14 protein-coding genes are annotated in these 22,848 nt (G+C 60.4%); 5 read left to right on the forward strand and 9 right to left on the reverse strand.

The genetic code is table 11. The features are described 5' to 3' along the window. Window positions 1-280: 280 nt before the first annotated feature. The 4 genes from KTAU_RS07745 to KTAU_RS07760 all read right to left on the reverse strand — a co-directional run bounded on the left by KTAU_RS07745 (window position 281) and on the right by KTAU_RS07760 (window position 5,442). Window positions 281-883, reverse strand: coding sequence for a Dps family protein (locus tag KTAU_RS07745; RefSeq protein WP_151727842.1), 603 nt, complete (start codon window positions 881-883; stop codon window positions 281-283). 304 nt (window positions 884-1,187) lie between these two features. Beyond that, window positions 1,188-2,564: an NAD(P)/FAD-dependent oxidoreductase gene (locus KTAU_RS07750; protein WP_151727843.1), complete on the reverse strand. Its 1,377-nt coding sequence runs from the start codon at window positions 2,562-2,564 to the stop codon at window positions 1,188-1,190. Between the two features lie 298 nt (window positions 2,565-2,862). Beyond that, the gene (locus tag KTAU_RS07755; protein ID WP_151727844.1) at window positions 2,863-4,554 is read right to left on the reverse strand and encodes a beta-N-acetylhexosaminidase; all 1,692 of its coding nucleotides are present in this window, start codon (window positions 4,552-4,554) and stop codon (window positions 2,863-2,865) included. A gap of 255 nt (window positions 4,555-4,809) precedes the next feature. After that, window positions 4,810-5,442, reverse strand: a complete 633-nt coding sequence (locus KTAU_RS07760) for a mycothiol-dependent nitroreductase Rv2466c family protein (protein ID WP_151727845.1) — start codon at window positions 5,440-5,442, stop codon at window positions 4,810-4,812. Window positions 5,443-5,747: 305 nt separating this feature from the next. Here KTAU_RS07760 and KTAU_RS07765 point away from each other — a divergent pair, with 305 nt between their 5' ends. Beyond that, window positions 5,748-6,962 (forward strand): 6-phosphofructokinase, encoded by a 1,215-nt coding sequence (locus KTAU_RS07765; protein ID WP_151727846.1) that lies wholly within the window; start codon window positions 5,748-5,750, stop codon window positions 6,960-6,962. A gap of 856 nt (window positions 6,963-7,818) precedes the next feature. Then, a complete protein-coding gene (locus KTAU_RS07770; protein ID WP_151727847.1) occupies window positions 7,819-10,071 on the forward strand; it encodes a sodium-translocating pyrophosphatase in 2,253 nt (750 codons plus the stop codon). 425 nt (window positions 10,072-10,496) lie between these two features. Here KTAU_RS07770 and KTAU_RS07775 read toward each other — a convergent pair whose 3' ends face one another. Next, entirely contained in the window at window positions 10,497-13,859 is a 3,363-nt protein-coding gene (locus KTAU_RS07775; protein ID WP_151727848.1) for a ribonucleotide reductase barrel domain-containing protein, read from the reverse strand. Between the two features lie 492 nt (window positions 13,860-14,351). Between KTAU_RS07775 and KTAU_RS07780 the strand changes: the two genes are divergently transcribed. The 3 genes from KTAU_RS07780 to KTAU_RS07790 all read left to right on the forward strand — a co-directional run bounded on the left by KTAU_RS07780 (window position 14,352) and on the right by KTAU_RS07790 (window position 18,443). Further along, window positions 14,352-15,593 carry a competence/damage-inducible protein A gene (locus KTAU_RS07780; RefSeq protein ID WP_170293144.1) on the forward strand — a complete coding sequence of 414 codons (1,242 nt, stop codon included), beginning with the start codon at window positions 14,352-14,354 and terminating at the stop codon, window positions 15,591-15,593. A 250-nt stretch (window positions 15,594-15,843) separates the two neighbouring features. Beyond that, window positions 15,844-17,178 carry an Nramp family divalent metal transporter gene (locus KTAU_RS07785; protein WP_151727850.1) on the forward strand — a complete coding sequence of 445 codons (1,335 nt, stop codon included), beginning with the start codon at window positions 15,844-15,846 and terminating at the stop codon, window positions 17,176-17,178. A 206-nt stretch (window positions 17,179-17,384) separates the two neighbouring features. Further along, window positions 17,385-18,443: a site-2 protease family protein gene (locus KTAU_RS07790; protein ID WP_151727851.1), complete on the forward strand. Its 1,059-nt coding sequence runs from the start codon at window positions 17,385-17,387 to the stop codon at window positions 18,441-18,443. A gap of 59 nt (window positions 18,444-18,502) precedes the next feature. On the opposite strand, the gene KTAU_RS07795 is transcribed toward KTAU_RS07790, so the two are convergent. From KTAU_RS07795 to KTAU_RS07810, 4 genes are all read right to left on the reverse strand, one after another. Then, the gene (locus tag KTAU_RS07795; protein WP_151727852.1) at window positions 18,503-18,715 is read right to left on the reverse strand and encodes a hypothetical protein; all 213 of its coding nucleotides are present in this window, start codon (window positions 18,713-18,715) and stop codon (window positions 18,503-18,505) included. Window positions 18,716-18,941: 226 nt separating this feature from the next. Then, window positions 18,942-19,883 carry an NAD(P)-dependent oxidoreductase gene (locus KTAU_RS07800; RefSeq protein ID WP_170293145.1) on the reverse strand — a complete coding sequence of 314 codons (942 nt, stop codon included), beginning with the start codon at window positions 19,881-19,883 and terminating at the stop codon, window positions 18,942-18,944. Window positions 19,884-20,009: 126 nt separating this feature from the next. Then, window positions 20,010-22,037, reverse strand: a complete 2,028-nt coding sequence (locus tag KTAU_RS07805; RefSeq protein WP_151727854.1) for an acetyl-CoA carboxylase biotin carboxylase subunit — start codon at window positions 22,035-22,037, stop codon at window positions 20,010-20,012. 1 nt (window position 22,038) lies between these two features. Further along, on the reverse strand, window positions 22,039-22,830 hold the full coding sequence (locus tag KTAU_RS07810; RefSeq protein WP_151727855.1) for an enoyl-CoA hydratase-related protein: 792 nt from the start codon (window positions 22,828-22,830) through the stop codon (window positions 22,039-22,041). Window positions 22,831-22,848: the final 18 nt, after the last annotated feature.

The following is a 22,848-nucleotide window of genomic DNA, read 5'->3' on the forward strand; positions in this document are numbered from 1 at the left end:
GAGGTAATCCTGCCACGGTACAGGCAATGCCTTGCATGCCTTAGCCTTGGGTTATAACGCAGTGTTATACTATAGCACAAAGTGCGTTGGGGGGAAAGGGGGGACCAGTCGTCCAGCGGGCAGAGGCAGAATAAGCCAGGACAGCGTGCAGTCGACCTGCTTCGTTACATCCGTCCCGGAAAAAGTCAGCGCCAGACCCGAGGTGACTTCGGATCTGGCGCCTCCAGTGTCTATCGCGCTCCATCCACGGTGTTGGGAGCTACCTTCCACCGCTTCAGAGTCAGGCCATACCGTCCTCGCCTACCAGTGGAGTATTAACCAGGTGCTGTGAGATAAACCAGACATGCATTTCATGCATGCGCAGGATATCAGACATCAGCATGTCGTTGGTGCCATAGTCTTTGGACTGCTCTGTCAGCTCGATCCCCTGGCGCAGGTCCTTAATCACCGTGCGATGAGCTTCCAGGAGGCGGGCCAGCATCGAGGGGACACTTTCAGCACCGCTGGGTGGTCGTTCGATGCGGGTGCGCTCAACCACCTCAAAAGGCATGCCGAGAGCCACCCCTCCCAGCATCTGGATACGCTCCCCGATCAGATCAACGGTCTGCAGGATCTCCCCGGCATGCTTATCGAAGAGCAGATGAAGCTGATAGAAAGTAGGACCGGCTACCTGCCAGTGATGTTTCTTGTACAGATGATAGAGCGTGATCGAGTCAGCCAGTAGCTGGTTGAGCATCTCGATGCTCTGCTTGCGCGCCTCCTCGGGCAGTTCAATCGGGAGCTGACGCACCTGCTGGGGCGTCTGAATCTCGTACATGCGCTGCTTCAGGCGCGGCTGACCCTCAAACGCTGTCTTGCCACCAGTATGCGTACGCGTCGTCATATGCCCACCCTTTCCTTTCCTGATCCTCAAGCTCAGGTATTCGTTCGCGAAGCCAGTAATTACTCTCCAGAGAGGATACGCGCCAGCAGTCCACCGAGTTTCAGCGGTTGGCTGCGAGCAGCAAGGTTCCTTCCTCTCAAGGCAAGACGCCCGCCATCAGGGGAGCGGGTACAGAAGGAGCCAGAGCGCTAGTCTGCGCTGGCTGTCGCTTTTCCTATGCTATTGCAACTCTCCCCCAATGGAGGGCGCCTCCAGCCCAGCACGTCTGTACGCTGAGCTGCAAGGAGCGCCTGGCCCCTCTTCCTCAGTCGAGGGCCGCCAGCGGTACTGCCTCGCGACTGCCAGCTCGCTCAGGATAGAGGATCAGGCGAGCTCCGCGCTGGAAGGTGAGGTAGGCCCAGGCCCATTGAAAGAGGACCAGGACCCGATTGCGGAAGCCAATCAGGTAGAAAATGTGGACGGTCAGCCATAATATCCAGGCCAGGAAGCCCGCCAGACGCAATTTGCCGATCTGCAGCAGGCCCCAGGCCCGCCCCACAGTGGCCAGGTTCCCCTTGTTGACGTAGTGGAACGGCGCCGGCTCTTGACCGGCCAGGCGCTGGAGGATGGCCCGCGCTACATAGCGGCCCTCTTGCATGGCAACAGGCGCGAGACCGGGCAGCGGTTGCCCCTTCTCTTCGACATAGGCTGTATCGCCGATGACAAAGATGTCGGGGTGGCCCGGCACGCTGAGATCGGGATTAACCTTGACGCGCCCGGCACGATCAACCTCGGCCCCGAGCCAGCGTCCTGCGGGTGAGGCCTTCACCCCGGCAGTCCAGATGACGGTCTTTGCCGGCAGATACTCCCCTGCGATCACAACGCCGCTCTCATCGACGGCCTCCACCGGCGTGGAGGTACGCACTTCAACGCCCAAACGGTTGAGGGCACGGCGAGCCTTCTCCGCCAGCTCAGGCGGGAAGGAGAGCAAGATACGCGGGGCCGCCTCAACCAGGATGATGCGCGCCGAGTGGGGATTGATGTTGCGAAAGTCGGCAGCCAGGGCTTTATGGGCCAGCTCGGCAATGGCTCCCGCCATTTCAACGCCGGTGGGACCAGCCCCTACCAGCACAAAAGTCAGCAGGGCGCGTTGCCGATCGGGGTCGCTCTCCATCTCGGCGGCTTCAAAGGCGAGCAGGATCTGCCGGCGTAGACGTGTGGCATCCTCTAGCGTCTTCAGACCCGGAGCGTAGCGGGCCCACTCAGGATGACCAAAGTAATTCTGGCCGGCCCCGGTGGCAATGACGAGGTAATCGTAAGGAACACTTTGCTCTCCATGCTCGTCGAGGAGCACCCGCTTGCCTTCTGTGTCAACGCCAGTTACCTCGGCCAGCAGCACGCGCGTATTTTTGTTACGCCTGAGCACATGCCGGATTGGAGCACTGATATCAGCAGGAGAGAGAGCTGCTGTGGCCACCTGATAGAGCAAAGGCTGAAAGAGATGGTGATTCGTGCGATCAATGACAGTGACTCTCACAGGAGCCTTCCCCAACGCCCGCGCCGCCTGCAGTCCGCCGAAGCCCCCACCGATAATGACGACGTGCGGGAGAGGCGTCTGCTTTGTATGAGAACCACGCCGGTTGTCTTCTGCCAGAACAGAAGGGTATACCGGCGAGATGGGACTGTTTGTGCGCTTCGACATGACAGTTTTCCCTTTTCTCCCCTAGGAGAACAGAACGACGATGGCAGGCTCTACGCGCCATCGTCGTTCCCTAACACTGTCTGGTATCTCTAGAGGGCAGACAGACTTGCCCCGCTTTTCAATAACCGACCATAATCAGTAGAGAGCTTCTTTGCCTCTCTAAAGAGGAAAACACGATGCCCCCCTATCTGCATTCCAGGAGCCAGTGGCAAGCAGCAAGTGTACCAGAGGCACGCTCGACCCACTGGATGCACCGCTTTGGCCCTCCGTCTGTGCCATGTGAGGCCCCGAGCGGCTCCTAGAGGCGGCGTCTCCAGACCGTGACCAGCGCCAGCGGCTCCGACCAACTGAGGGAGCGGCGTCCCTCGCCCTGCTGGTGCGGAGTGAATTCAAAAGGCTGGGGCAGCTCGGGCAGATGGGCCCCCGGGACGCTGCTGAGCTGGAGCGCCAGCTGCTCGAATTGGCCATAGGAGAGCGGCGAGGCATCACTCCAAAGCTTCTGGCCCAGCACACGTACCGCTGGCTCGATCCGGTCGTCAATTTGGGCATCGCTGACAACGTTGAGCTTGTCATTCCATAGAGCAAACATGGCCCCCAACAGATGCGGATCGTTCGGCGCCAGGTTCAAACGCGGATTGGATAGATCAAAGATGAAGGGTTGCCAGCGCGTGTAGAGCGTTTTAGTGTCCAGGTAGTCGTGATAGTAGCCGGCGCGCGGCACGATGTAGAGCAGGTTATCATTCATGTTGACGATCCGAAAACCCTCGCGCACCATCTGCACCGGATTGGCCCAGCGATTGTTCCAGATGTCCAGCACAATATTGCGCGCAACCGCTACGTGGCTCTTCATCAGCGAGAGGCTGCCCCAGATGCGCACCGTCTTGCCCTTGCCGCTGAGAAAGGCCGCCAGGCGATTGACGAAAGTGCGATAGCGATCGGCGTCATTGAGGGCATACTCATCCGCTCCGATGTGCACCTGACTGCTGGAGAACCAGGGGAGGAACTCTCTCCAGAGATCTTCAACGAAGGGCATGGTGGCAGGATTGGCGAGATTGAGGAATTCCTTAGAAGCGTGTGGACTGGCCAGGTCGGGGCGATATTGGGTCAGGGCCAGATCGTGGGCTGGGGTATCAATTTCGGGAAGAATGGTTACGGCATGCGTCTGGGCCAGCGCCTGCAAGGAGGCCATATCTGCCCGACTATAGGCTCCATCGCGCGCTGCCAGACCGGGAAAACGTGCGCTCTGGAGCCGGAAGGCCGCATATTGTCGTCGCCAGTCAGTGCGCTCACCAGCTCCCGGGGCGTTGTCGTTAAGGTGCAGCTGGAATTCGTTCATCTTAAACCAGGAAAGGAGCCGCACGTAGTCCTCCAGCAGAGCCGGAGTAAAGTAGCGTCGGCCCACGTCCAGCATGAAACCGCGCACAGCGTAGCGGGGATAGTCGCGCGCTATGCCTCGCGCCAGATGACTCTTCAAGGGGTCCTGCATGAGCATCTGAAGCACCGTGCGCGTGCCATAGAAGACCCCCGTCTCGCTGTGAGCACTGATCGTCAGGCTATCGGCAATCGACAGCACATAGCCCTCGCTTCCGATTCCTGAATCATTGTTCTTCAATGTAAGTAAGAGATCACCACTGCCGGGAGTTTCCTGTGTAAGGATGGGCAAACGCAGAGCGGCAACGGCCTGCAAATCCTGCTGAAAGACCCTCGCTGTTGCCTGCAGGCGGGGCGCCGACGAAGGATCAAGCACGATACGCGCGTCGGAGGTCAAGGTAAAGGTCCCCACTCCCCCATGCCACTCGCGCAAGGTTGGGATCACCAGGGGAGGAGCGTTGACAGCGGTCGGCAAGGAGGCCAGAAAAATTGCTAAGCGGGCTCCCACCAGGAAGAGACCCAGCAAGGCCAGCAGCAAGGTGCCAGCAAGGCGCCAGTTCATGCGCCAGCGAACTGGAGGCCATCCTTTCTTAAACAAGGCTAACTGTGGGGAAATCACGAGCAAGCTCTCCGTGCAGTCACCATGATCGTTCGTGTTCCATTGTAGTACCTGGCGTCCTCTTTTACTAGTACGGCGAGCTGATTAGCAGAATCGTACCATATTATGCCTTTTCCTGGTGATAGCTGAGGGGGAGAGCCAGAACAGGAGAAGAGGGGGAAGGGCTGGTCCGAGAGGAAAGGCCCTGCGAATAGCAACCAGGCAGGGTCTTTTCCCCTTGGACCAGTATCAACACCGTGCGGAGAGCGGATCAACCTACTCCGCGATCGGCTCCAGCTTGACGCCGACGCGCTCGCGCTTCAGCTCATAGAGATTCGGCTGGCGCAAGGCCCAGTAGAAATGGTCCCAGTACTCGCCGGCCTCGGCGCCCCGCGGGACCTCGATAATGACTGGGCCATAGAATCCCACCTGCGAGCCTTCCAGAGCAATGGTAGGCACCCCAAAGGCATGGTAGCGCTCAACCGCTTCCTGATGATCGGCCTGTACTTCGTGGATCGTTGACTCGTCAGCCAGCGCCTCATCGACCAGGCCCACATTCAAGCCGGCCCGCTGCAGGGCGGCGCGCACGCCAGCCGCATCGGCGATGCTCTCACGGCGACCATGCTGGGCAGCGCCCAGCGCCAGGTAATAGCGTTCCACCCCCTCATTGCCTTCGCGACGCCGCACCAGTGCCAGCGTGCGCAGGCCAGTCCAACCGTGATCTTCATAGTTCGGCTGCGCCCCCTCCTTGCGATTGACCAGTTCCAGGCTGAAGAAGCGCCAGGTCACAGCCACCGGACGAACCTGGCGCACTTCACGCATCCAGAGCGCGGTGCGCCAGGCCAGGGGGCAAAGCGGATCAAAATGGAAGTTCACCTTAATGGGAGTAGCAGATTCTTGCTGAGTCATAGGGTGACACAGACTCCTCTAGTCGATGGATAACAGAGTGGTGTTGCAGGAGGCCCCAGTGAACGAAGTGACCGTTATCACCATACAATCTGGAGCACAGACCTGTCAAGGCAAGCAAGAGGGAGCGCCACGTACCCCCCAGCGGGCGCCAGAGAGGGGGCCAGGCTCCCCGATCCTCACCAGCCCCACCCCTCCCTCCCGTTCACCAATGGTCAGCCACCTATTTACCAGAACCGCTGTTTATGAGATACTGGCAAAGGCAAACATCCCTAGCATCCCTAGGAACTCAGGAGGGACAGGAAATCATGCCAGGACAGATCAAAAGCCCCGTCCGCACGCTCGGCGTCCTGACCGGCGGGGGCGATGTGCCGGGGCTGAACGCCGCCATCAAAGCACTGGTCTACCGGGCGGAGACGCTGGGGATCAGCGTCATCGGTCTCCGCTACGGGTGGAGAGGCATCACATTCCTCAACCGCAATCGACCGCGCGAAGAGCAGATCTTTCGCGCCGACGATCCCCAGACCTGGGACGATCACTACCTGCTGCCACTCAATCGGCAGAATACGCGCACGATCGACCGCCAGGGTGGGACGATCTTGCTCTCGACGCGCACTAATCCTGCGCGTGTGCGCGTGAGCGAGCTACCCGAGCATCTCAAGCATCGCGGCGAGGGACGCAACGCGCAGGAGTACCTGGATCTGACCGATGAGGTTCTGGCCAATATTGAGTTTCTAGGCCTGGACGGCCTGGTCGTCATCGGCGGCGATGACACGCTGAGCTACGGGGCTGTGCTTGGGGCAAAGGGAGTCCCGGTTTGGGGCATCCCGAAGACGATGGACAACGACGTTCCTGGCACTGATTACTGCATTGGCTTCCAGACGGCTATCAACCGCGCCAGCGAGTTCATCGGGCGCCTGCGCTCGACTCTCGGCTCCCATAGCGAGACGGCGCTCTTCCGCCTCTTCGGACGCGATGCCGGTTTTACCGCTCTGGAAACAGCCATCGTGACCTGGGCCGACCGCCTGCTGATCCCCGAGGTGCCAGCCAATATCGATCAGCTGGCCGAGTTGGTCGCCAGCGACCGGCGCAATAATCCCAACCACTATTCGATCGTGGTCCTTTCAGAGGGGGCGAATCTGGGTATGCCGGTGCCAGAGGTCGGCCCGGAGGATGCCTACGGCCATCGCAAGAAGGCTAACGTGGCCGAGTTCCTGGCCGAGCAGCTGAGCAAGCGCCTGCCCGGGGTGCGCTTCCTGCCGATCGATCTGACCTATATCCTGCGCAGTGGCGAGCCAGATGTCTACGATCGCCACATGGCGATCTATTTTGCCAACATGGCAATGAGCCTGGTAGAGCAGGGCATTCACGGGGCAATGGCCGGCTACCGCGAGGGCAAAATCATCTATACTGACCTGCCCGGAAAAGACAAGCCGCCACGGCGCGTCAATCCGGATGACTACCACCCAACTCGCTACCGCCCACGCTTTGAGCGCATCAGTGGTCCGTATATGCCGCTGTGAGGCCAGCAGCACCTTTACCCTGGTCGGGTCCAGCGCTGGCGCACACCGCGCGGCAGCCGTGACCCAATCACCGGGGAGGGACAGGGTGTTTTCGTATCAGTCATAAAGTAGGGGATCGGTGAGGTGCAGGCAGGCGCACAGCGTCGGCGTTGCCGCAGACAACAGCAAAGAGGCGGCTTCGCCGATCCCTCTCCGCGATCCACCAGTTTCGTTCTGTCCAGTTTCGTTCTGTCCAGTTTCGTTCTGTCCAGCTTCGTTCCGTCTTAGATCATTTCACTGACAGGCTAATAGTGGGCATATGGAGGCTACCAACCCCCAAGCCAGGTAGCTAGCTCGCTCTGTTGTTCGGTTTGGTGGTAAGGGCTGTTCCCAGTCTCTTCTTCCCTCACTCGCTGACATGGCGACAGGCACTCCCCCATTCTTGCACAACCCACGCAGGGTCGAGGCCCGGTCTGTAAACAGTCGCTGATAGAGGCTACCCTCTGTGCAGGCCCGGGGCGTCCTCGACATAGGGGGACGCATTGATTATGGCTGCATTTTTTGCTATTTAATTACAGGGCTAGCTATCGACTATAGATGTTAGCAGCAGAGGGATAGGGAAGGGGAAACCAGCGGCGTTCTGCCGGCCCGGTACGGGTCTTTCAGAGCCGGCCTAGAGGCAGCTTTAGCTATTTTTCAAACTTGACGAAAGACAGGATAATATGATAAATAAGAATAATGTTCTACTGCTAGCATCGTCAGTCCGCCCGCACCAGGGCCTTGCTACTTCCTGCTGTCACGGCCATCGCCAGATTGTTCTGGCCTCACTTTGAGCTGGGTGTTCGTATTGACACTATCTGCCTTCCAAGGAGGTTGAATGGTCTATTACATCTTGGTCCCCATCGGTGTGGGACTCCTCGCCGTGCTGTTTGCGGCCTTTTTGATCAATGACGTGCTGCGGAGAGATACAGGTACGCCTTCAATGCAGAAGATCGCGAATGCCATCTTCTCCGGCGCAACCGCCTTTCTCAATCGGCAGTATCGCACCATCGCATTGCTGGCGGTCGGTGCGGCTGTGCTGGTAGCAGCCGCCCTGGCGCTCCTTGGCCAGGGTACGCTGGCTGCACGGTTCAATCTGGCCTGGCACACCGCTCTCGCTTTCCTGGTGGGAGCGCTTTGCTCTGGTATCTCGGGCTATACAGGCATGTACGTTGCCGTGAAGTCCAATAGTCGCACCGCCAGCGCAGCGCGCCGCAGCCTGGGCGAAGCCCTGGTCGTGGCACTGCGCGGGGGAGCCGTTTCTGGCTTCCTGGTGGTGGCGCTTTCGATACTGGGTGTCTCTCTGCTCTTCACCATCTTTGGCGGCCTCTCCAGCCCGGCCACGACGCCGTCGTTGATCGTTGGCTTTGGCTTCGGCGCCAGCTTCGTGGCTCTCTTCGCCCAGCTCGGCGGCGGTATCTATACCAAGGCCGCCGATATGGGGGCGGATCTGGTCGGCAAGGTTGAGGCGAACATTCCCGAGGATGATCCACGCAATCCGGCAGTGGTGGCGGATCTAGTGGGTGACAATGTGGGCGACTGCGCTGGGCGTGGTGCCGACCTCTTTGAGTCGACGGCGGCTGAAAATATCGGTACCATGATCCTGGGGGCCACCCTCTATCAGGCCACCGGCAACATCGGCTGGATGCTCTTCCCGCTGGTGCTGGGCGCCTTCGGGCTGATCGCCTCAGCTATCGGTGTGCTCTCGGTCCGAGCTTCGGCTGTGATTGAACCCGAGAAGGCGGCTGGCCGCGATCCCGGCCAGATTGCTATGCAGCGCCTGAATATCGGCTACTATATTACCTGTGCTCTCTCGCTCATCGGGATGTTCCTGGGCTGCTATTTGCTGCTCGGACAGAGTTCGGTCTCGGCAAACTATGGCTTGCCCGCCTGGCTCTGGTTCGCTCTGGCTGGTACGGTCGGTATTGCTCTGAGCATCGCCTTCGTCTTTATCACGCAGTATTACACCTCCGGGACCTGGCGCCCGGTGCGTGAGATCGCTGCGGCGACCCTGACCGGCCCGGCCACCACGATTATTAGCGGCATTACGGTGGGCTTCGAGTGTATTGTCGCACCCGTCCTGGCCATCAGTGCCGCTTTGGGCCTGGCCTACTTCTTCGGCAGCCAGGTCCATATCCCGCTGGCTTCCCTGGGGTCCATCAATGTCAGCGGGATCTTCGGTACGGCTGTGGCCACTGTCGGTATGCTGATGAGCTGCGCTTATATCCTGACAATGGATACCTTCGGTCCGATTACGGACAACGCCGGCGGCATCAGCGAGATGAGTGGCCAGGCGGAGTCGGTGCGCGCCATTACAGACGCGCTCGATAGCGTCGGCAATACGACAAAGGCCCTGACCAAGGGCTATGGCCTCGGCTCCGCTGCCCTGGCCGCTTTCCTGCTCTTCAGCGCCTATCTGGATGTGCTCTATAGCTTCCGCCACGATCCGGCGGTCTATCGCGTCGATCTGGCCAATCTGAGCACGTTCATTGCGGGTCTGCTTGGCCTCGCTTTGATCTTCTTCTTTAGCTCGCTGGCGATCCGGGCCGTGGGGAAGGCCGCCGGGCGGATGATCGAGGAGGTGCGCCGTCAGTTCCGCGAGAATCCCCGCATTATGGCGGAAAACCCCGATGAGCGGGTCGATCCTGATTACGCACGCTGCGTGGACATCAGTACGTCGGGCGCTCTGCGCGCGATGGTGCTGCCCGGCACGGTCGCGGTCTTGACGCCGATCGCTGTGGGCGTGATCCTTGGCCCCCAGGCGGCTGCCGGCCTGTTGATGGTGGCAACAATGGGCGGTATCGTGGTGGCACTCTTCTTGAACAACGGCGGTGGCGCCTGGGATAACGCCAAGAAATATATTGAGGCTGGCTATCTGCGTGTGAATGTGAAAGGGGAGATCGTCCCGCCCGACGATCCCGAGGGGATCGTTCTGGGTAAGAAGAGTGAACCTCATAAGGCGAGCGTGATCGGCGATACAGTCGGCGACCCCTTCAAGGATACCGCCGGCCCATCGCTGCACGTACTCATTAAGCTGCTCAGCACAATCACACTGGTGCTGGCTCCTCTCTTCTACTTCCTGCATGTCTAGCTCCGGGCGGGCAAGCAGGCAGGGATAGATAAAGGTGGAGGTCGGTTACGGATAGGCTCGTCCAGCCCAATCAGGGAGAAGAGGAGAGTGACGGGCCAGGTATGACCTCGTCAGGGTTGTCACCAGGCCCGCTCTGCACTTGGGTGCTGCTTTGCCCGAGTGCTCCCTCTGCGCTCGCCATGCATCGTGTGGGAAGCACGTTCGGAAGGCAGACATGGCCTGGCGAGCTTGCTCCGCGCCGATATTCCGCTGGCTGCGGACCGCAAGCACCGCCTGAGATGAGATAAACAAAGGGACGGAGGAAGTCCGCGTAGGAAGCTTCCTCCGTCCCTCTTTTTGGCTCTGCTACCTTCTTTTCGCTGCTCCGCCGGCCAGCTTTTAGCCTGGTAGGGTAGGCCGAGGAAGGGTAATCCCCAGGCCTCAGCTTAGCATTCGCTGTGGCCGCAGCTATAACACTTGCGACAGCCTTCTTCGTAAACCATCGTGTTGCAGCCGCATTGCGGGCAAAGGTTACCGGTGACGTTGAGGTAACCGATATGCAAGGCTGCGCCAGCGCTGTTGCTGTGACTCTCGCTCTCCGGCTGATGATGGAGCGAGGCCGGGGTCTTCGAGCCGCTTTCGAGCATCTCTAGATGCAGCTCCAGCGCTCGGGCCACGGCGTCCGGCAGTGAGCGAATCTGCTGCGGACCGAAACCAACGGAGCGGCTGCCGGCAATGCCCCGCAGTTGTTCAGCCACTTCGCGCATACGCTCAACCTGCGAAAGCGGGCTGGGAATGCGCAGGATGAGCGAGATGAGTCGCCCCAGGGCCTCGGCCAGAGCCAGAATGTCGCTGCCGGCTTTGCCAACATTGACGAAGACCTCCAGCGGGCCGTGCTCATCGCTGTTGATGGTGACGTTGACTTTGCCCTCGGGGGCGCGAATCTTGCGGGTGTAGCCATGCAAGACCTCAGGCGGGGGCTTGATCATCGGTCCGTGGCTCGCCCCTTGCTCAAATCTGCTCTCGCTCTGGGGCAGCTGCTGATCCTGGGCGGCTTGGGCCACCTGTGTCTGCTGTTGTTGTTCCGCTTTCTTGTCTTCGATATGGGAGAGTACTCCAACTCGTGATCCGTCGCGCATATAGGTAATGCCTTTACAGCCAAGTTCATAGGCCAGCGTGTAGAGCTTTTTGACGTCTTCGACCGTGTGGCTGTTGGGAGCGTTGACGGTCTTGCTGATGCTGGCATCGGTATACTTCTGAATGGTGGCCTGGACACGCACGTGCTGCTCTGGCGTGAGGTCGTTGGCGGCAACGAAGTAATCAGGGGTCGGTTCGCCCGGATGTTCGTCACGCCAGGCTTTGAAGAGCGGATGGTAAAGCACATGCTCGCCAGTGCGATCGCGGCGCACCATAGCGAAGTCGTAGACCGGTTCAATGCCGGAGCTGACGCCGGCAAAGAGGCTGGTGGTGCCCGTCGGCGCCTGGGTCAGCAGGACGGCATTACGGATGCCTTGTTTGCGAATCTTCTCTTGGATGGCTTTGGGCAGACGCTGGATAAAGCGCCCCTGCATGTATTTCTCGCGGTCAAAGCGCGGGAATGGCCCTTTTTCGGCAGCGATGTCCGCTGAGGCATCGTAGGCCGCATCACGAATGGTGCGATAGATGCGCTCAATGACCGGGATGGAGCGGTCGCTGCCGTAGGGGATCTTCATTTTGATGAGGGCGTCGGCCAGGCCCATCGTGCCCAGGCCGGTGCGCCGCGTAGCCATCTGCGCCTGACGGTTCTCTTCGATAAAGTACTCGTTGGCATCGATGACGTTGTCCAGGAAGCGCATGGCAACGCGAGCAGTCTCGGCGAGCTGCTGATAGTCCATTTCGCCGTCTTTGACAAAGGCGGCCAGATTGAGCGCCCCCAGGTTGCAGACGCCCCAGGGCGGTAAGGGCTGCTCTCCACAGTTATGCACAACGAGACCATTGGCGATGAAGAGATGCCTCTGCGGCTCAACGAGATCATAGACCAGCTCTTCACCGTCTGGTTCCAGGCTCTCGAAGGTCGCCAGATAGTCGGCTGCTTCCTCGGACCCGGAGACTATGCTCTGGGAAACTGCAGCGCTCAAGAGGCGCTGGCGGCTAGCAGGCAGGAGGCCAATCTGGTCGCTGAAGCGTCGCAGCTGGCTGCCGCTGATGAGAAGTTCGTCGCCCGCCTCCCCTCCTGGCTGGCTCAGCCGCTGGGGCTGAATCTCGGAGAGAATGGCAAAGTTCAGGAGGAGACGCTGGACATCTTCGAGCAGCGTGCGCGGGCACCCGCTGAGGCGCAGGGCGTAGCCGTCCTGGCGGTCACAGGTGAGGTTTCCAGCCAGCGAGAAGAGCATGGCCAGGAAACCCTGCTGCATGGCGCGATTGCCGCGCAGGATGGCGGCGGGCAGGCGCTGGCCCAGTGTTGACTCTTCGACGGCGCTGAACTCCTGGGCCCGAGCCAGGGCGTCCCCGGCAAGCGCTGGGGCGGGAGCTGGTAGACCGTTTGCACTGACGCTCAACCAGGCCAGGGCCTGACCCACTTCGGCGTTGCCTTCTCTCCCAAAGGCACCACCCTGTCGCAGCAGATGGAGCTGCTCGCCCGGACGGAGGTCAGCAGCAGCTTTCCAGCCGTTCGTGGTAAGGACCCGGTGATCAGCGGTGAGGCGCAGGCTGTAACCTTCGCGCGTGCGCAGCCGGTAGACGGGCTTGATCCCCGTGGGAAAGACAGGGCTGGCCAGGCACAGCCGACTGCTGCGTCCTGCTGCTCCCTGCTTGCTCCTACTGGCACGGGGAGCGCTACCGACAAGCGCCTCCACTGGCAGGCCCACATCTTCTGAGACAATCTCTACGGGCAGCCCACTCTGGGCCAGCTCGCGCGCCGGAATGAGGCCCGCGCTGGTGTAGATGAGTGTCTCACCGGTGACGCAGGGGTTAACACAGTTGATTTTTTCGTAGTACCAGGTATTGGCCTCTTTGTTGCAGCGGTCCATGAAGACGACACCTGGCTCGGCGGACTCCCAGGCTGACTTGCAAATCAGGTCCCAGAGGTCACGCGCACGCACCGTTTTCTTGACTTCACCCTGCCAGATGAGGTTCCACGGCTCATCGTTCTTGACAGCCTGCATGAAGCGATCAGAGATGCAGACCGAGAGGTTGGCATGCTCAATCTTGCCTTCGGTGCGCTTGACAGTGATGAACTCCTCGACGTCGGGATGGGTGTCGTCCAGCATGAGCATGAGGGCGCCGCGTCGCGAGCCTCCTTGCTGGATGACATCGCCCGTCGCTACCGAGTAGAGCTGCGCCCAGGAGCAAGGGCCAGAGGCCGTGCCGTTGACGGTCTTGATGTAAGAGCCACGGGGCCGCAGGGTCGAGAGGTTGATGCCTACACCACCGCCACGGGCCATGATCTCGGTCATGATCTTGAGGTTGTCAAGGATACCCTGGCGGCTGTCCTCTGGACTGGGAATGACGTAGCAGTTGTAAAAGGTCACCTGATGGCCAGAGCCAGCCCCGGCCAGAATACGCCCACCCGGTACAAATTTGAAGTCAGTCATCGCCTCATAGAAGCGCTTCTCCCAGTAGGCACGCAGCTCCTCTGTCTTCTCCACCGCCGCGATTCCCCGCGCCACACGCGCCCACAGCTCTTCGGGATAGTGCTCCAGAGGCTGACCGTTGGCATCCTTGAGCGAATAGCGATCCAGAAAGACTTTGAGACGAATGCCTTCTAGCTGTGTCCGCTTCGGTGTATCGCCAGGCGCTTTGGGAGTCTTAGACTCCTGCTGCTCTAACATGCTGCCTTACTCCTCTCTTAAATTACAGCTCGTCAGTCGCCGCCCGCCTACCACACACCACTCACACCACTACACCATGCGCTTGATGTGCCGCGTCTCCCGGTGCCGGACGAACGACAAAGAAAGGGCAGGTAGGAAATAGGACTCACTTCTAGAGAACTTGTCCTGCAGGCAAGTTATCGGCTATGATTTCCCCGGTCGACCTTCCTCGGGACAGTATACTAGGAAACCTCCCCGATTACAAGCCTTTGTCCACAAGATATTGAGATTTTCTCATCTCCAGGCACAACATATTGAGAGATATTGAGACGTGGTATGATAAGGGGGAGTGGTCAGGTGAGCCAGCGAGCGCAGAGCGAGTGGAAAGAAAGGCTACGGAGAGAGAAAGGGGGAGTCTGGCCAGATGGGAAAGCTTCCAGGCTGACTGCGGCTCGCTGGCTGGCTGGCCGGGCTGGACCATGTATCGCTTGCTCTGGAGGATTTGACAGCGTTATGCGGGCAGAGATCATTTCTTGCGGGACCGAGCTGCTGCTCGGCCAGATCACCGATACCAATGCCACCTACCTGGCGCAGAACTTGAGCGGTTTAGGGATTGACCTCTATTTCGTCTCCCAGGTCGGGGATAATTTAGAGCGCATCGTCGAGACGCTGCGCCGCGCCTGGGAACGCTCTGAATTGATTATCATGACTGGCGGCCTGGGGCCAACGGAGGACGATCTGACGCGCGAGGCTATTAGCACGCTTTTGGGCGAGCGCATGCAGGTTGACCCCACCTTAGAGGCCGAGTTGCGCGCCTGGTTTGCCGCCCGCGGCGTCCAGATGCCCGAGCGCAACGTCAAGCAGGCCACCCTCATTCCCTCGGCGCGCCCCCTGCCGAATCCCCTGGGTACGGCGCCCGGCTGGTGGGTTGAGAAAGAGGGCCGCATCATCGTTGCCATGCCAGGGGTGCCACGCGAGATGTATCGCATGTGGGAGGCCGAAGTAATTCCGCGTCTCAGCCCTTATACAGGAGGCCTGATCTTCACGCGCATCCTCCGAGTAACCGGTCTGGGGGAGTCGACGGTTGAGCAGCGGCTGGAAGCCTTCATTCATGCCAGCAATCCGACGGTAGCCACCTATGCCAAGAGCGATGCTGTGGATGTGCGCGTAACCGCCAAGGCGTCCAGTCGTGAGGAGGCCGAGCGTTTGGTTAGCGAAACTGAGGCACGCATTCGCGAGGTGCTGGGCGACTACATTTTTGGGGTCGACAAGGAGACGCTCCCGAGCGTGGTCGGTACCATGCTGGCCCAACGCGGTCAGACCCTGGCGGTCATGGAGAGCTTTACAGGGGGACTGCTCTCCAGCCTGATTACCGATGTACCTGGCAGCTCGCGCTACTTCCGCGGCGGTCTGGTAGCCTACAGCCGCGCTGTCGCTCTGGAGATGGGTCTCCCCACCGAGCTAGTCGAAGAGGCCGGCCTGGTCAGCGAGGAGACGGCGCGTGTCATGGCCCAGCTCGCCCGGCAGCGTCTGGGAGCCGACTACGGCATCGGGATTACCGGCGTAGCAGGTCCTGAGCCGTTCGAGCAGAAACCTGCTGGCACCCTGGCCCTGGCCATCGCTGGACCTGCAGGTCTGGTGACTTCCAGCGGCAGCGGCTGGCGCGGCAGCCGCGAGGACCAGAAGTACCGCTCGGCCCTCGCCGCCCTGAATCTGCTCCGCCTTCACCTGCTGGGCATTAAGAAGGCGCAATAGCAGCGCCTGGCTGGGAGGCTGGCCACCTTCGTCATCCCCAGTCGGCAGCCTGCTTTTGCTGGCTGCCCCTTGCCAGAAGACCAGCCTGAGTGCTATCATTACCACGCCCTGCAAGCGCACTCAAATAGTAGGCCCGCGCCAGCCTGTAGAGGGCGCAAGCGATCGCAGGTGACACGACACATCGACGACTCCCTCCGGCTTGAGGCCAAGACGGATGGCACCTTGCTAGCTGAATTGATGCTGGTGCGCTATGGAGAGATCTGGCCAGAAGACAACGGAGCTGCAGAGAAAGGACCGCGCCACCCGCAGGAAACCGGCGCGGTCCCGTTTTCCTTTTCGTCTGAGCCGCTCATCGCCTCTGATCCGGCTGCTGGCGGTCCTCGGCCCAGGGTTGATTGCGGCCAACGCGGGCAATGACGCTGGGGGTATCGCAACCTACTCGTCTGCTGGGGCCAACTATGGCTATAGCCTGCTGTGGGCCCTCTTCATCAGCAGCTTTTTTGTGGCCGTGATTCAGGAAATGTGCGCCCGCATGGGAGCGGTCACTGGCAAGGGGCTGGCCGATCTGATCCGCGAGGAGTTCGGAGTACGTTGGACGGCGCTCGCTATGCTGGCGCTCCTGATCGCCAACACCGGCATCACAATTTCAGAGTTCCTGGGCATCGGCGCCAGCGTGCAGGTGCTGGCGCAGGATGTGCATACCCCCTGGCTCTATGTGACTGTCCCTGTCTGCGGCCTGTTACTCTGGTGGCTGGTGATCAAAGGGTCCTACCGGCGTGTCGAGAAGGTCTTTATTGCCATGTCCCTCGGCTTCCTCTCCTACATTCCCGCCGCTTTCGTCGCGCATCCTGACTGGGGAGCAATTGCCCATCAGAGCGTCCTCCCCAACTGGAGCTGGGATAGTGGCTATCTGCTGATGGCAGCGGCCCTGGTGGGGACAACCATCAGCCCCTATATGCTCTTCTATGTGCAGTCCGCTGTTGCTGACAAGGGCATCCATGCTGGAGAGTATATCTATGAGCAGATCGACGTCTATAGCGGGACGCTCTTCTCGACGATCATTTCTTTCTTCATCGTTGTGGCCACGGGGGCGACGCTCTTCGTCTCCCATCACCCGGTGAGCACGGCTCTGGATGCGGCTTTCGCCCTGCGCAACCTGGCCGGCCCCTATGCCTCGCTCCTCTTCGGCATCGGCCTCTTTGGCGCTTCGCTGCTGGCGGCGGCAGTCTTGCCCCTCTCGACGGCTTACGCTATCTGTGAAGCTTTCGGGTTTGAGCGCAGCCTCTCGCGCAGCTTCCGCGAGGCACCAGTCTTCCAGGGTCTTTTTACGGCGCTGATCGCGCTTGGTGTCCTGGTAACCTTGATCCCCGGCTTGCCCATCTTCCAGGTGCTGATCGTACTCCAGGATATTAATACGGCTATGCTGCCGATTATCCTGGTCTTTATTATTCTCCTGGTCAATAATCGCCGCTTGATGGGTAAGCACAGGAATTCGCTGCTGTTCAATATCTTCGGTTGGGCAACCGTCCTGTTCGTCTCCGTTCTGACCCTGATCTTGCTGATCGTCAACCTCCTGCCTCACTGACTGAGGTCCGGGCTGGGAAGCAAGGCAGGGTCCTCTCTCCATTGCCCCATCACCAGCTCCCTCACGCGTTCGATCTGACCCGCCACAGGCTCTCTCCATGATCTCGAAAATCGATCTCCCCTCAGGCAAACAAGCTTTTTTGGCTGACGTGTGCTAGAATAGTATTACATTAGTACAGCAAGAAAAGGAGGAGAGAGGCCAGCAGCATGGAGCGAGATCCAGGCCAGGCCTACAGCTACGCAGCCCAGGGTGATCCCAATGAGCCGACTGCCTCGCTCGAAGGGACCTTTGACTATACCCATCCCGACTTTTACCGCCTCTCGCCTGGCTGGCACCCTAGCCCGGCCCCTGCAGCAACAGCAGGTCAGGCCGAGCTGCAGCCTTATCGTAGCCCGGCGGATGTGGTGCACTATACCTCCGACGAGGCACAAGGTCAGGTTGAGAGCACTCTAGCAGGGACGGCGGCAAAAGGTCCATCTACTACGGGGATCAAAGGGAAGAAAGGACTGGCTGGCCTGGGCGGCAGCCTCGCAGCATTGCTGGCTCTGCTCCTGAAGTTCCAATGGCTCGGCTGGCTGCTGAAATTTGGCTGGGCCGGCATCTCAGCGCTGATCTCACTGGCTTTCTACGCGATGATCTTCGGCTGGGCCTTCGGTCTGGGGATTGTGGTGCTGCTCTTCGTGCACGAGCTGGGGCACGCCATTGTCATTAAGGCCAAAGGTATCCCCCTCGGAGGCATGATCTTCATTCCTCTGCTGGGGGCCGCAGTGCTGATGAAACGCCATCCCCAGAATGCCCGCGACGATGCAGAGATCGGTATTGCCGGACCAGTGGCCGGAGCGCTAGGCTCCGCCGTTTGTCTGCTGCTGGCCTGGTTCCACCCGGCGGGCGTCTGGGCACCTCTCGCCTACTTTGGCTTCTTTATCAACCTGTTGAATTTGATCCCTGCCCCGATGCTCGATGGCGGGCGCATTATAGGAGCAATCGATCGCCGCCTCTGCCTGGTCGGTCTGTTGCTCTTGCTGGCTTACCAGATCTGGCTCTGGATCAATGGCGACTTCTCTCCCTGGCTGTTCTTCTTGCTGGCCATCGGCGCCGCCGCCCTCTGGACACAGCGTACCGAAGATGCCTTTCGCCCGCGCCACTACTACGATGTCCCCCTGCGCTTCCGCATTGTCATAGCTGTGGCCTACTTCGGGCTGATTATCTTACTCTCCCTCGCTATGACGCTCGCACGCGGCCTGATCATCCCCTATAGCCTCTAACTAACCTCCTTACCCAACCAACCATCATCCAGACCCTTTCTTCCCAAAAGCGGCGCTCTCTAGCGCTTCGAAGAACGCGGTGGCAGGGGCCGCGGGATCTTTGGCCCCGTGGGGACAGAAATGTCAGCGGCACCCAGGCTGGTAACAAGGGAGAAGGAAGGAGACAGGCAGGCATCGCCGCTGCGGCGTGCCTTAGATTGCTGCTCTTTCTTAAGCCGGCGCTCCAGCGCTACGATCCTCTCGCTGGCCTGTTCGTGAGAAAGCTGTTCCATCGTGATTCCTCCTTTTCGATCTTGCCCGGCCATCGTGCCTGCGCCCGGCTCCCCCCAGAACTGAGAGCAGATCGCGATGGAACAGGCTGCGGCAATAAATTATCTTTCAAGCGATGCGCCTACGACTTCTTTCCAGGTCGACTATAAGTCTGACCTGCTGGCCGTCCGTCGTGCCGGGTGAGGGTAATCCGCGCTCGACCTGGACGGCTTGGCACCCATTACTTTTTTATTTGGCTTGCTCCTGGTTGAGAACTGCGCGGCTGCGCACCGCAACGCCGGCCAGGCGCTCTAAGACCTTGAGCAAAGCGGTATAGTCTTCGCGGCCATAGCCCTGAGCACGGGCCATCTCATAGAGCTGGCGCGTCAGCCCCGTCAATGGCAGAGGCGTCTGATACTGCGCCCCCAGTTCAAGCGCAAGGTTGAGATCCTTCTGCAAGAGATCGGTCATGAAACCGGGCTGGAAGCTACCAGTAAAGGCGCGCATGGGGAATTGATTGGCTAGCTGCCAGTTGGCTCCAGTGCTGACACTGATAATGCTCGCCATCAGTTCCACATCGGCGCCAGCCTTGACTCCTAGCACGAGGGCCTCAGCGGTGGCCGCAGCAATCACTCCGGCCAGCATATTGTTGACCAGCTTGACAACCTCTCCTGCTCCCGAGGGACCCACATAGAAGATGCGCTCGGCTTTGCCCATCGCTTCTAGCAAGGGACGGACCCGTTCGAAGATGTCGCGCTCTCCGCCGACCATAATGGCCAGCGTGCCCGCGATCGCTCCCTGCGAGCCGCCGCTCACCGGCGCATCCAGAAAATAGACTCCACGCTCACTGGCGAGCTGTGCCAGGCGTCGGCTCGTTGCCGGTGCGATGGTGCTCATATCGATGATGATCAGCCCCTGCCGCGCCCCTTCCAGAATGCCATCGGGACCAGTGACCAGTTGCTCAACATCCTGCGAGGTGGGGACCATCGTGATGACGACCTCGACTCCAGCGGCCAGCTCGCGCGGCGAAGGGGCTAGCCTGGCCCCCGCCCCGAGCACTTCCTGAACACCGGGTTTCTCAGGATGACGAGCATATACCGCGACTTCATGCCCGGCCTTGAGCAGATTGAGCGTCATCGGACGCCCCATTGTCCCGATCCCAATGAAGCCGACCTTCATTGTAACTATCACGTCCTTTCTTCGCCAATCGATACAGCTCTGGCTGCGCTCCCTGGCATTCTCTCCCGACCCACCCCGCTCGACCCACATCGCGCCATTCGCTGCCCCGAGGCCTTCCTTTCCTTCCTTCTCTTCGCCTCATTCTTCCGAGGTCGTCGCCAGGCTCGCCTCTCCCTGGCCCATCTCGACCTCGACAACGACAGCCCCACCCTGGACAACATCGCCCTCACGATAATAGATGCGCCGTACGACGCCATCGTAGGGAGCAGCGATGACGTGCTCCATCTTCATAGCGCTCAGAATGACCAGCACCTGGCGCTGCCTGACAGGCTCGCCCTCGCTGACCTGCACTTTGACAATGGTCCCCGCCATTGGAGCCGTCAGGCTCTGACCTCCGCGCTGGCCGCGTCCGCGCAGGCTGCTCTCAATAGCCGGCGGCTGAGGCCGTAGCAGGCGATAGAGCCTTCCCCGCAGCATGACCTGCGTCTCACCAGACAGGCGGAAAAACTGGACACGCTCACGCCGCGCCCCACGCTGCAGGCAGAGCGCCCCATCCGGCGCCAGCTGCGGCAGCACTTCCTCTGGCTCGCCCCCGTCAATCTCGATCCTCCAGCTTCCACCGCTGCCGGGCAGGCGCTCGAGACAAACCTGATGCTCTTCTCCCTCATAGAGGTAGCGCAGCAGCTGCCCATGCCCCCCCAAACGCCAGGGGCCAAGCCGCCGCCAGGGATTGCGCTCACCTCGCCTCTCATTTAGCACGTCGGCCAGGGCCGCCGCTCCTAACACCGAGGGCAGCGCCTCCTGCTCCCGTAAGGCCCCCAGATCAAGCAGCCCCTGCTCTTCCAAAAAGCTGGTGAAGGTCAGGCCCTCACGAAAGGCCGCGTTCTCAGTAATGGCGTGCAGCAAGGCGCTGTTCGTCTTGACGCCGAAGACCGCCAGCTCTTCCAGTAAGGTTCGCATGCGCGCGACGCTGGCGGCGCGATCTTCACCATAGGTGATCAGCTTGGCCAGCATCGGATCGTAGAACTGACTGACTTCAGAGCCGCTTTCCACGCCGCTATCAATGCGCACACCAGGCCGCAGCGGGGCGAAAAAACGGCATACTCTGCCGGTGGAGGGGAGAAACTGCTGCTCGGGATCTTCAGCATAGAGGCGCATTTCAAGGGCATGGCCACGCGCTACCAGCTCCTCTTGACGCAGACGCAACGGCTCGCCAGCGGCGATGAGAATCTGCTGGCGCACCAGATCGAGGCCCATCACTAGCTCAGTGATCGGGTGCTCAACCTGCAAGCGCGTGTTCATTTCCAGAAAATAAAAGTGCTGATCGCGGTCAAGCAAAAACTCAAGCGTGCCAGCATTGACATAGCCTGCAGCGCGGGCAATACGTACGGCAGCCTCACCCATGCGGGCGCGCAGGGCCGGTGTCAGGGCTGGCGACGGGCTTTCCTCGACAATTTTCTGATGGCGGCGCTGGATCGAACATTCGCGCTCACCCAGATGGACAACCTGACCGTAGGCGTCGGCCAGTATCTGGAACTCAATGTGACGAGGCCGCTCTAGCAAGCGCTCTAGAAAGACCGTGCCATCGCCAAAGGCCGCCAGGGCCTCGCGCTGCGCCCCCTCCAGCTGAGCCGGGAAGTCTTCCAGCGAGCGCACCACGCGCATCCCCTTGCCCCCACCTCCAGCCGCCGCCTTGATCAAGAGCGGCACCCCGATGCGCTCCGCTTCCTGCAGCAAACGCTGCGGGTCCTGTTGAGGGCCATCATACCCCGGGACAGTCGGTACACCTACTTGCTGCGCCACCTGGCGCGCGGCAATTTTCGACCCCATGAGGCGCATAGCCGAGGCAGGGGGACCGATGAAGACCAGGCCGGCCTCCTGGCAGGCTTCGGCAAAGGCCGGGTTCTCTGAGAGAAAGCCATAGCCGGGATGGATTGCTTCCGCACCGGCCTGGCGAGCCGCCGCAATGATGGCCTCAATGCGCAGGTAGCTCTCGCTGGCAGGCGCAGGACCGATCGGATAGGCTTCATCAGCCTCGTAGACATGTGGAGCCTGACAATCAGCCTCTGAGTAGACGGCGACGGTACGAATGCCCATTTCCCGGCAGGTAGCCATGATGCGGCGCGCAATCTCTCCTCGATTGGCGATCAAAATCTTCTTGAACATCTTAGCTGACCACCCAGCTGGCTTTGCGCTTCTCCAGGAAGGCCCGCAAGCCCTCCTGCCCTTCGGGACTGGCCCGCAAGTCGGCAATCAGGCTGGCAGTATAGTCACGCGCCGCCTCGCGGCTCAGCGCACCGATCTGCAGAGCCAACGCTTTGCAGGCCCGTAAGGCCCGTGGCCCACCGCGCAGCAGGTTGTGCAGCGCCTGCTCCACTGCCGTATCCAGTTCCTGAGCAGCCACTACTACATGCACCAGCCCCAGCTCGCGTGCTCGCTCCGCTGTAAACTGTTCCCCCGTCACAAAGAGCGCCCGCGCCTGACCCTCGCCGATCTTGCGCACCACGTAGGGGGCAATTACCGCCGGAGCGATGCCTAGACGCACCTCGCTAAAAGCAAAGCGCGCCGTCTCGACCGCAATCACCAGATCGCAGGCCGCAATCAGCCCTAAACCGCCGCCCATCGCCGTCCCATTGACGCGGGCCACCACCGGACAGGGGAACGTATTGATCGCCTCAAAGAGGTCAGCTAACCGCAAAGCCTCGGCCACATTCTCCTCGCGACTCACATTCACCGCCTGCTGCATCATCTTGATATCAGCTCCAGCGCTAAAAGAGGCACCCGCGCCGGTCAGGACGACAGCGTGTAGCCGCTCATCGTCACCCAAAGCGGTGAAGGCCGTCCGTAGTTCCTCGATCAACTGTGCATTAAAAGCATTGTGGACTTCGGGGCGCCGCAGCGTCACCGTCGCGACCCGATTCTGAAAGCTGCGTTCAACACTGAGTAGGGTGTACTCCATTGTGACTATCCCTGACAA

The organism is Thermogemmatispora aurantia (assembly GCF_008974285.1).
Taxonomy (GTDB): Bacteria; Chloroflexota; Ktedonobacteria; order Ktedonobacterales; family Ktedonobacteraceae; genus Thermogemmatispora; species Thermogemmatispora aurantia.

Excerpts from the sequence above, each read along its gene's own strand:
- KTAU_RS07745 (WP_151727842.1), bottom strand. The coding sequence starts at position 883 with ATGACGACGCGTACGCATACTGGTGGCAAGACAGCGTTTGAGGGTCAG.
- KTAU_RS07750 (WP_151727843.1), bottom strand. The coding sequence starts at position 2,564 with ATGTCGAAGCGCACAAACAGTCCCATCTCGCCGGTATACCCTTCTGTT.
- KTAU_RS07760 (WP_151727845.1), bottom strand. The coding sequence starts at position 5,442 with ATGACTCAGCAAGAATCTGCTACTCCCATTAAGGTGAACTTCCATTTT.
- KTAU_RS07765 (WP_151727846.1), top strand. The coding sequence starts at position 5,748 with ATGCCAGGACAGATCAAAAGCCCCGTCCGCACGCTCGGCGTCCTGACC.
- KTAU_RS07770 (WP_151727847.1), top strand. The coding sequence starts at position 7,819 with ATGGTCTATTACATCTTGGTCCCCATCGGTGTGGGACTCCTCGCCGTG.
- KTAU_RS07775 (WP_151727848.1), bottom strand. The coding sequence starts at position 13,859 with ATGTTAGAGCAGCAGGAGTCTAAGACTCCCAAAGCGCCTGGCGATACA.
- KTAU_RS07780 (WP_170293144.1), top strand. The coding sequence starts at position 14,352 with ATGCGGGCAGAGATCATTTCTTGCGGGACCGAGCTGCTGCTCGGCCAG.
- KTAU_RS07785 (WP_151727850.1), top strand. The coding sequence starts at position 15,844 with ATGGAGAGATCTGGCCAGAAGACAACGGAGCTGCAGAGAAAGGACCGC.
- KTAU_RS07790 (WP_151727851.1), top strand. The coding sequence starts at position 17,385 with ATGGAGCGAGATCCAGGCCAGGCCTACAGCTACGCAGCCCAGGGTGAT.
- KTAU_RS07795 (WP_151727852.1), bottom strand. The coding sequence starts at position 18,715 with ATGGAACAGCTTTCTCACGAACAGGCCAGCGAGAGGATCGTAGCGCTG.
- KTAU_RS07805 (WP_151727854.1), bottom strand. The coding sequence starts at position 22,037 with ATGTTCAAGAAGATTTTGATCGCCAATCGAGGAGAGATTGCGCGCCGC.
- KTAU_RS07810 (WP_151727855.1), bottom strand. The coding sequence starts at position 22,830 with ATGGAGTACACCCTACTCAGTGTTGAACGCAGCTTTCAGAATCGGGTC.